Genomic DNA, 8,473 nt, shown 5'->3' with positions numbered 1-8,473 from the left:
GTTTAAGAAAAAGAGTTTCCTTCTTGGAAGGCCTTCCTGTCTCTGTATTTGATAAAGCTTTCGACTCTATTCATCTATCGCCAAATGCACAGATATTTATCTCTATTCTCCAAAAGAACGGAATCCTAGTTGGTCTGGTGTCTGGGGGCTTTACACCAATAGTTGCGAGATTAGCAAAATCCCTTAGTATTTCCTATTTCTCTGCCAACCAACTAGAAGTTAAAGACGGTCTTCTAACAGGAACATTAGTTGGACAAATTATCAGTCCCCAGGTCAAAAAAGAGACTCTGGAAAAATGGAGAGAGAAACTAAAACTTCCTAAAGAAAGAACGATTGCAATCGGTGATGGGGCCAATGATTTATTGATGTTGAAGTCATCAGGACTAGGAATTGCCTTTTGTGCCAAAGAGGTACTCAAAAAAGAAATACCACATCATGTTGACAAGAGAGATTTTTTAGAAGTTCTACCTTTGATTGACTTTTTAGAATGAGGGAAAATATGAAGATTGTAATTGCACCAGATTCATTTAAGGAAAGCTTGACCGCTGAAGAGGTAGCTGAAGCTATAAAAAGAGGCTTCCAACAATCGATAGCAGATGTAGAATGTCTCCTCTGTCCTGTTGGTGATGGTGGGGAAGGTACAGTAGATGCTATTCGGCATTCTATTGACCTTGAAGAAAAATGGATCCAAGTGACAGGAGCTTTTGGACAAAAAGAAGCCATGCGCTATTTTCAAAAAAGTCAACTGGCACTATTTGAAGTTGCCGACTTGGTTGGCCTTGGAAAAATTCCGCTAGAGAAACGAAATCCACTTCAAATCCAAACTTGTGGAATAGGGGAATTGATTCGTTATCTCATTGCTCAAGGGATTAAAGAAATCTATATCGGTGTTGGTGGTACGGCCAGTAATGACGGAGGAATTGGGATTGCTGCTGGTTTAGGTTATCGTTTTTATGATAGGGATGGAAATGTCTTGCCTGCATGCGGTCAATCCTTACTAAAATTAGCTTCAGTTTCAACAGAAAATCGCTATGAAATTCCTGAAGATGTGCAAATTCGTATTTTAGCAGATGTCGTGTGTCCCTTATGTGGTCCTCAAGGTGCGACCTACACGTTTGGCAAGCAAAAAGGCCTAGATCCTACTATGTTTGATGCCGTAGATCAAGCAATCCAAGATTTTTATGAAAAAAACTCACCTGCAATATTGGAAATAAAAGGAGCAGGAGCTGGTGGAGGCATTGCTGGCGGTTTGTGTGCCTTTGCTCAGGCAAATATCGTGTCGGGAATTGATACCTGCTTGAACCTAATCAACTTTGATAAGAAAGTTTCAGATGCTGATTTGGTTGTTGTAGGAGAAGGGAGGCTAGATCTTCAAAGCTTATCAGGTAAAGCGCCTATTGGTGTTGCAAAAAGAACCCCTGTCGAAGTTCCTGTCATTGCTATTTGTGGTAGTCTTGCTGAAGATTTACCTTCCCTACCATTTGAGAATATCCAAGCGGTTTTTTCAATTTTGGAGAAAAGTGAACCTCTAGAAGATAGTTTGAAAAATGCCAGTCTCTATTTGGAGCACACGGCTGCCAATATAGGGCATTTATTAACTATGCGCAAGATTTAGCCAAACCATTTCTTCCAGATGGATGTTTTGGCTGGTTCTTCCTTTTTAACTTCCCAAAGTTTTGCAAAAGCAAGTCGAAGGTTCTTTTCTTCTACTTGTACTGGTGCATTGCTATGGATAATCAGGCCAAAAGGAGAAGAAGTATGCTCTTCAGATACAATGGTAGCTTGACTATCAGTTTCTTTAGCTTCTTTTAAGTAGAAAACTTGCTTGTCAAATTCGATAGTTGGTGAGATTTTCACAAATAGTGGCTCTGCTTTTTCCTGTAGGTTTTCTAAAATAGATAAAAAGCCTTTTTCTAGCTGAGGACTATTTGCTGTGTCAATATCTGCATATCCAAGAACTCTTTCCTCAAAAGTGCCAAGATAGCGTCTTTGCTCATCTGGATTTAATTTTGGCCCACCATGAGCTTTTTCAAGTAATTGTTTTGATAAATCTGTCATGAAAACAGTATATCATAAAAGTTAGAATAAAACAGATAAAAGAAAGCGATTACTTTATAAAGTTAAGGAAAATTTGCACAAAGATAACGTTTTTTCTTGAAAAAGGAGGGCTTTTAAGGTATTATAGAGGTGTAAAAAATTTAACTCATAAGGAGAGTAAAAAATGTCAATTATTACTGATGTTTACGCTCGCGAAGTCCTAGACTCACGCGGTAACCCAACACTTGAAGTAGAAGTTTACACTGAATCAGGTGCTTTCGGACGTGGTATGGTTCCATCAGGAGCTTCTACTGGTGAACACGAAGCAGTTGAACTTCGCGACGGTGACAAATCTCGTTACGGTGGTCTTGGTACACAAAAAGCTGTTGACAACGTAAACAACATCATTGCTGAAGCTATCATCGGCTACGATGTACGTGATCAACAAGCTATCGACCGTGCTATGATCGCTCTTGACGGTACTCCTAACAAAGGTAAATTGGGTGCAAACGCAATCCTTGGTGTGTCTATCGCTGTTGCTCGTGCTGCTGCTGACTACCTTGAAATCCCACTTTACAGCTACCTTGGTGGATTCAACACTAAAGTTCTTCCAACTCCAATGATGAACATCATCAACGGTGGTTCTCACTCTGACGCTCCAATCGCTTTCCAAGAGTTCATGATCTTGCCAGTTGGTGCGCCAACATTTAAAGAAGCTCTTCGTTACGGTGCTGAAATCTTCCACGCTCTTAAGAAAATCCTTAAATCACGTGGTTTGGAAACTGCCGTAGGTGACGAAGGTGGATTTGCTCCTCGTTTCGAAGGAACTGAAGACGGTGTTGAAACTATCCTTGCTGCGATCGAAGCTGCTGGATACGTTCCAGGTAAAGATGTATTTATCGGATTTGACTGTGCTTCATCAGAATTCTACGATAAAGAACGTAAAGTTTACGACTACACTAAATTTGAAGGTGAAGGTGCTGCTGTTCGTACATCTGCAGAACAAATCGACTACCTTGAAGAATTGGTTAACAAATACCCAATCATCACTATCGAAGATGGTATGGATGAAAACGACTGGGATGGTTGGAAAGCTCTTACTGAACGTCTTGGTAAGAAAGTTCAACTTGTTGGTGACGACTTCTTCGTAACAAACACTGACTACCTTGCACGTGGTATCCAAGAAGGTGCTGCTAACTCAATCCTTATCAAAGTTAACCAAATCGGTACTCTTACTGAAACTTTTGAAGCTATCGAAATGGCTAAAGAAGCTGGTTACACTGCCGTTGTATCACACCGTTCAGGTGAAACTGAAGATTCAACAATCGCTGACATCGCAGTTGCAACTAATGCAGGACAAATCAAGACTGGTTCACTTTCACGTACAGACCGTATCGCTAAATACAACCAATTGCTTCGCATCGAAGACCAACTTGGTGAAGTAGCTGAATACCGTGGATTGAAATCATTCTACAACCTTAAAAAATAAAATAGTTCAGTGAACTATTTTATCCCGAACCTTGAAATTCAAAAGTTCGGCCGTTGATTTAACAACGTTTCTAGCCCCTCGGATTTTATCCGAAGGGCTTTTTTTCTGTTCAGGGGGCAAAAAAGGGGCATAACTTTTTAAAAAAGGTAAGTTAATACAAATACGATTCAGCTAATATAATTGAAAATGATAGAAAAAAAGCTGAATTTATGGTATACTTTAACGTAGGACCTTTTTAGAAATTTTGAAAGAGTATTAAAAATTTAAAATGAGAAAAATTGTTATCAATGGTGGCTTGCCCCTGCAAGGTGAGATTACCATTAGTGGTGCAAAAAATAGTGTTGTAGCTTTAATTCCAGCTATTATTTTGGCAGATGATGTTGTGACTTTAGATTGTGTACCTGATATTTCTGATGTTGCTAGTCTTGTCGAAATCATGGAATTGATGGGAGCTACTGTTAAGCGTTATGACGATGTATTGGAGATTGATCCAAGAGGTGTTCAAAATATTCCAATGCCTTATGGGAAAATCAATAGTCTTCGTGCATCTTATTATTTTTATGGAAGTCTTTTAGGTCGCTTTGGTGAAGCTACTGTTGGTTTACCTGGTGGATGTGATTTGGGACCTCGCCCTATTGATCTACATCTTAAGGCTTTTGAAGCTATGGGAGCTACTGTTAGCTACGAGGGTGATAACATGAAGTTATCTGCTAAAGATACAGGACTTCACGGCGCAAGTATTTACATGGATACGGTTAGTGTCGGTGCGACGATTAATACGATGATTGCTGCGGTTAAAGCGAATGGTCGTACTATTATTGAAAATGCAGCCCGTGAACCTGAAATTATTGATGTAGCTACCCTCTTGAATAATATGGGAGCCCATATCCGCGGTGCAGGGACTAATATCATCATTATTGATGGTGTTGAAAGATTACATGGAACCCGTCATCAGGTGATTCCAGACCGTATCGAAGCAGGAACATATATTTCCTTAGCTGCTGCAGTCGGTAAGGGAATTCGTATCAACAATGTATTATACGAACACTTAGAAGGATTCATCGCTAAGTTGGAAGAGATGGGTGTGAGAATGACTGTATCTGAAGACAGTATTTTTGTCGAAGAACAGTCTAATTTGAAAGCAATCAATATTAAGACAGCTCCTTATCCTGGTTTTGCTACTGACTTGCAACAACCAATTACTCCTCTCTTGTTAACAGCAGAGGGGCGTGGTACCATTATTGATACCATTTATGAAAAACGAGTAAACCATGTTTTTGAACTAGCAAAGATGGATGCAGATATTACGACTACAAACAACTACATTTTATATACCGGTGGACGTAGTTTACGTGGTGCAAATGTAAAAGCAACTGACCTGAGAGCTGGTGCAGCTTTAGTTATTGCTGGTTTGATGGCCGAGGGGCAAACTGAAATTACAAATATCGAGTTTATCTTACGTGGTTATTCTGATATTATTGAAAAATTACGTAATCTAGGAGCGGATATTACACTTGTTGAAGAATAAACCGTAGAGGTGTTTATGAATATTTGGACCAAATTAGCAATGTTTTCTTTTTTTGAAACGGATCGCTTGTATTTGCGTCCTTTCTTTTTTAGTGATAGTCAGGACTTCCATGAGATAGCCTCAAATCCTGAAAATCTTCAATTTATTTTCCCAACTCAGGCAAGTCTGGAAGAAAGTCAATATGCACTGGCCAATTACTTTATGAAGTCCCCTTTGGGAGTGTGGGCTATTTGTGACCAGAAAAATCAACAAATGATTGGTTCTATTAAGTTTGAAAAGCTAGATGAAATAAAAAAAGAAGCAGAAATTGGTTATTTTTTGAGAAAAGACGCTTGGTCGCAAGGGTTCATGACAGAAGTTGTTAGAAAAATTTGTCAGCTTTCTTTTGAGGAATTTGGATTAAAACAATTAGCCATCATTACCCACCTTGAAAATGAAGCTAGCCAAAGGGTTGCTCTAAAGTCTGGATTCCGTTTGACTCGTCAGTTTAAAGGAAGTGATCGCTATACAAGGAAAATGCGTGATTATCTTGAATTTCGGTATGTAAAAGGAGAATTCAATGAGTAAGCATCAGGAAATTCTAAGCTATTTGGAGGAATTACCTGTCGGTAAAAGGGTCAGTGTTCGAAGCATTTCCAATCATCTGGGAGTCAGTGATGGAACGGCTTATCGGGCTATCAAGGAAGCTGAAAACCGTGGAATTGTAGAGACTCGCCCAAGAAGTGGTACTATCCGTGTTAAATCTCAGAAAGTTGCTATAGAGAGATTAACTTTTGCTGAAATTGCAGAAGTGACTTCTTCTGAGGTTCTAGCTGGTCAAGAAGGTTTAGAGAGAGAATTTAGTAAGTTCTCAATCGGTGCCATGACTGAGCAAAATATCTTATCTTACCTTCATGATGGGGGGCTCTTGATTGTCGGAGACCGGACTCGTATTCAATTATTAGCGCTGGAAAATGAAAATGCAGTTCTGGTTACAGGTGGATTTCAGGTTCATGATGATGTCATTAAACTGGCTAATCAAAAAGGAATTCCTGTTTTAAGAAGCAAGCATGACACTTTCACCGTTGCGACTATGATCAATAAAGCCTTGTCAAATGTCCAAATTAAGACTGATATTTTGACAGTTGAGAAACTTTATCGCCCGAGTCATGAATATGGTTTTCTGAGAGAGACCGACACTGTTAAAGATTATTTGGACCTGGTACGCAAGAATCGTAGTAGTCGTTTTCCGGTTATCAATCAACATCAGGTTGTTGTTGGAGTTGTAACCATGAGAGACGCTGGTGATAAGTCACCAAGTACCACAATTGATAAGGTCATGTCACGTAGTCTATTTTTAGTTGGATTATCGACAAATATTGCCAATGTGAGTCAACGGATGATTGCTGAAGACTTTGAAATGGTACCGGTTGTTCGGAATAATCAAACCTTGCTTGGGGTTGTAACCAGACGAGATGTCATGGAAAAGATGAGCCGTTCCCAAGTTTCGGCTCTACCGACTTTTTCTGAGCAGATTGGACAAAAACTTTCTTATCACCATGATGAAGTCGTCATTACAGTGGAACCCTTTATGCTAGAGAAGAACGGTGTTTTGGCTAATGGTGTATTGGCAGAAATTCTGACCCACATGACTCAAGATTTAGTTGTGAATAGTGGTCGCAATCTCATCATCGAACAAATGCTGATCTACTTTTTGCAGGCGGTTCAGATAGATGATATACTGCGCATTCAAGCACGCATTATCCACCATACTAGACGGTCAGCAATTATTGATTACGATATTTATCATGGTCATCAGATTGTTTCAAAAGCAAATGTAACCGTTAAAATTAATTAGAAACTAGGAGAAAAAATGATAACATTAAAATCAGCTCGTGAAATCGAAGCTATGGATAAGGCCGGTGATTTTTTAGCAAGTATCCATATTGGCTTGCGTGATTTGATTAAGCCTGGCGTAGATATGTGGGAAGTTGAAGAATACGTTCGCCGTCGTTGTAAGGAAGAAAATTTCCTTCCGCTTCAGATTGGAGTTGACGGTGCAATGATGGACTATCCTTATGCTACCTGTTGCTCTCTTAATGATGAAGTAGCTCATGCTTTCCCTCGTCACTATATCTTGAAAGATGGTGATTTGCTCAAAGTTGATATGGTTTTGGGAGGTCCAATTGCTAAACCTGACCTGAATGTCTCAAAATTAAACTTCAACAATGTTGAACAAATGAAAAAATACACTCAGAGCTATTCTGGTGGCCTAGCAGACTCATGTTGGGCTTATGCTGTTGGTACACCGTCCGAAGAAGTGAAAAATCTGATGGATGTAACTAAAGAAGCCATGTATAAGGGGATTGAGCAAGCTGTTGTTGGAAACCGTATTGGTGATATTGGTGCAGCCATTCAAGAATACGCTGAAAGTCGTGGATACGGTGTAGTGCGTGATTTGGTTGGTCATGGTGTTGGCCCAACCATGCACGAAGAACCAATGGTTCCTAATTATGGTATTGCAGGTCGAGGACTCCGTCTTCGTGAAGGAATGGTCTTGACTATTGAACCAATGATCAATACAGGTGACTGGGAAATCGATACAGATATGAAAACTGGCTGGGCGCATAAGACCATTGACGGTGGCCTATCTTGCCAATATGAACACCAATTTGTCATTACAAAAGATGGACCTGTTATCTTGACTAGTCAAGGTGAAGAAGGAACTTATTAATAAAAAGTGAAAAGACTGCTGGAAGTTCATTTCTAAAGAATCCAGTAGATCTTTTCATATTAAATAAACGCATTGTATCATGTTTTTAAGTACCTGATATAATGCGTTTTTCTGGTTTTAAAATTCTTACCTCAATATCTTGTACATTATTATCATTTCAAAAAATGAATTTTCTACAATGTTACACTTCAGGTAAAAAATATGTTTCAGATTTTCTGTTACAGAAATAGATATCATTATGAAATAATTATTTTATAATTACTACTATTTCTATAAAAACCACAAAGATATTGGCAAACTATCTGATAAAGAATTATTTCGTGTTGCCAACAAGGCTGCGATGAAGGATTTATTGCCTATCGTGGTTATGACGTTTAATGAATCTTTAAAGATTGCTTTAGAGCCTTATCATTCGGAATTGTTTTTACATATTTTGAACTCTGCTGAACGTGAAAGAAAGTAAAAACGAGAGGGTGTAGAGGAATTATATCTTCTTGATTTTAGTAGTCAATTCGATACTCTCACGACAGAAGATTTAAAGGATTACTTTGATGGATAAATTATCATTGTTTCGCGTTATTATTGTAGATTCTAAAAGAAATCAATTCAGTACATTACCTCTTTTTATTCTTTTTTAAAGGTAAAGCCTTCGCCAAGGATTTCGTGGGCTTCTGTAATAGTTATAAAGGCTTGAGGATCAATTCGA

9 protein-coding genes and 1 pseudogene are annotated in these 8,473 nt (G+C 38.8%); 8 read left to right on the top strand and 2 right to left on the bottom strand.

Translation table 11 applies throughout. From position 1 onward, the window contains the following. Window positions 1-491 (top strand): phosphoserine phosphatase SerB (gene serB, locus ACLNCN_RS01780; protein ID WP_424844505.1); only part of this gene is annotated, 491 nt, incomplete at its 5' end. A gap of 8 nt (window positions 492-499) precedes the next feature. Continuing rightward, a complete protein-coding gene (locus tag ACLNCN_RS01775) occupies window positions 500-1,615 on the top strand; it encodes a glycerate kinase (protein WP_424844504.1) in 1,116 nt (371 codons plus the stop codon). Here ACLNCN_RS01775 and ACLNCN_RS01770 read toward each other — a convergent pair. Continuing rightward, complete coding sequence (locus ACLNCN_RS01770) at window positions 1,612-2,058, bottom strand: DUF1694 domain-containing protein (protein WP_060628252.1); 447 nt, start codon at window positions 2,056-2,058, stop codon at window positions 1,612-1,614. The two genes, ACLNCN_RS01775 and ACLNCN_RS01770, sit on opposite strands and share 4 nt — an antisense overlap. Before the next feature lie 163 nt (window positions 2,059-2,221). Here ACLNCN_RS01770 and eno point away from each other — a divergent pair, with 163 nt between their 5' ends. The 6 genes and pseudogenes from eno to ACLNCN_RS01740 form a co-directional block, all read left to right on the top strand. Continuing rightward, window positions 2,222-3,526: a surface-displayed alpha-enolase gene (eno, locus tag ACLNCN_RS01765; RefSeq protein WP_000022813.1), complete on the top strand. Its 1,305-nt coding sequence runs from the start codon at window positions 2,222-2,224 to the stop codon at window positions 3,524-3,526. Between the two features lie 268 nt (window positions 3,527-3,794). After that, entirely contained in the window at window positions 3,795-5,054 is a 1,260-nt protein-coding gene (locus ACLNCN_RS01760; RefSeq protein ID WP_424844503.1) for a UDP-N-acetylglucosamine 1-carboxyvinyltransferase, read from the top strand. A 15-nt stretch (window positions 5,055-5,069) separates the two neighbouring features. Beyond that, the gene (locus tag ACLNCN_RS01755) at window positions 5,070-5,621 is read left to right on the top strand and encodes a GNAT family N-acetyltransferase (protein WP_424844502.1); all 552 of its coding nucleotides are present in this window, start codon (window positions 5,070-5,072) and stop codon (window positions 5,619-5,621) included. Continuing rightward, window positions 5,614-6,891 carry a CBS-HotDog domain-containing transcription factor SpxR gene (spxR, locus tag ACLNCN_RS01750; RefSeq protein ID WP_000033822.1) on the top strand — a complete coding sequence of 426 codons (1,278 nt, stop codon included), beginning with the start codon at window positions 5,614-5,616 and terminating at the stop codon, window positions 6,889-6,891. The genes ACLNCN_RS01755 and spxR overlap by 8 nt, the downstream gene beginning before the upstream one ends. A gap of 15 nt (window positions 6,892-6,906) precedes the next feature. After that, entirely contained in the window at window positions 6,907-7,767 is an 861-nt protein-coding gene (locus ACLNCN_RS01745; RefSeq protein ID WP_060805538.1) for a methionyl aminopeptidase, read from the top strand. Window positions 7,768-8,056: 289 nt separating this feature from the next. Continuing rightward, window positions 8,057-8,323 (top strand): annotated as a pseudogene (locus ACLNCN_RS01740) (bifunctional riboflavin kinase/FAD synthetase); the annotation flags it as partial. Between the two features lie 68 nt (window positions 8,324-8,391). Here the strand turns inward: ACLNCN_RS01740 and ACLNCN_RS01735 are convergent. Then, the coding region (locus ACLNCN_RS01735) for a DUF2179 domain-containing protein (protein ID WP_424844506.1) at window positions 8,392-8,473 on the bottom strand (82 nt) is incomplete at its 5' end.

The sequence above is a fragment of the Streptococcus sp. CL8.13 genome (genome assembly GCF_049737895.1).
Note: the sequence above shows the minus strand (reverse complement) of the source record. Positions and strands in the feature narration are given on the sequence as shown.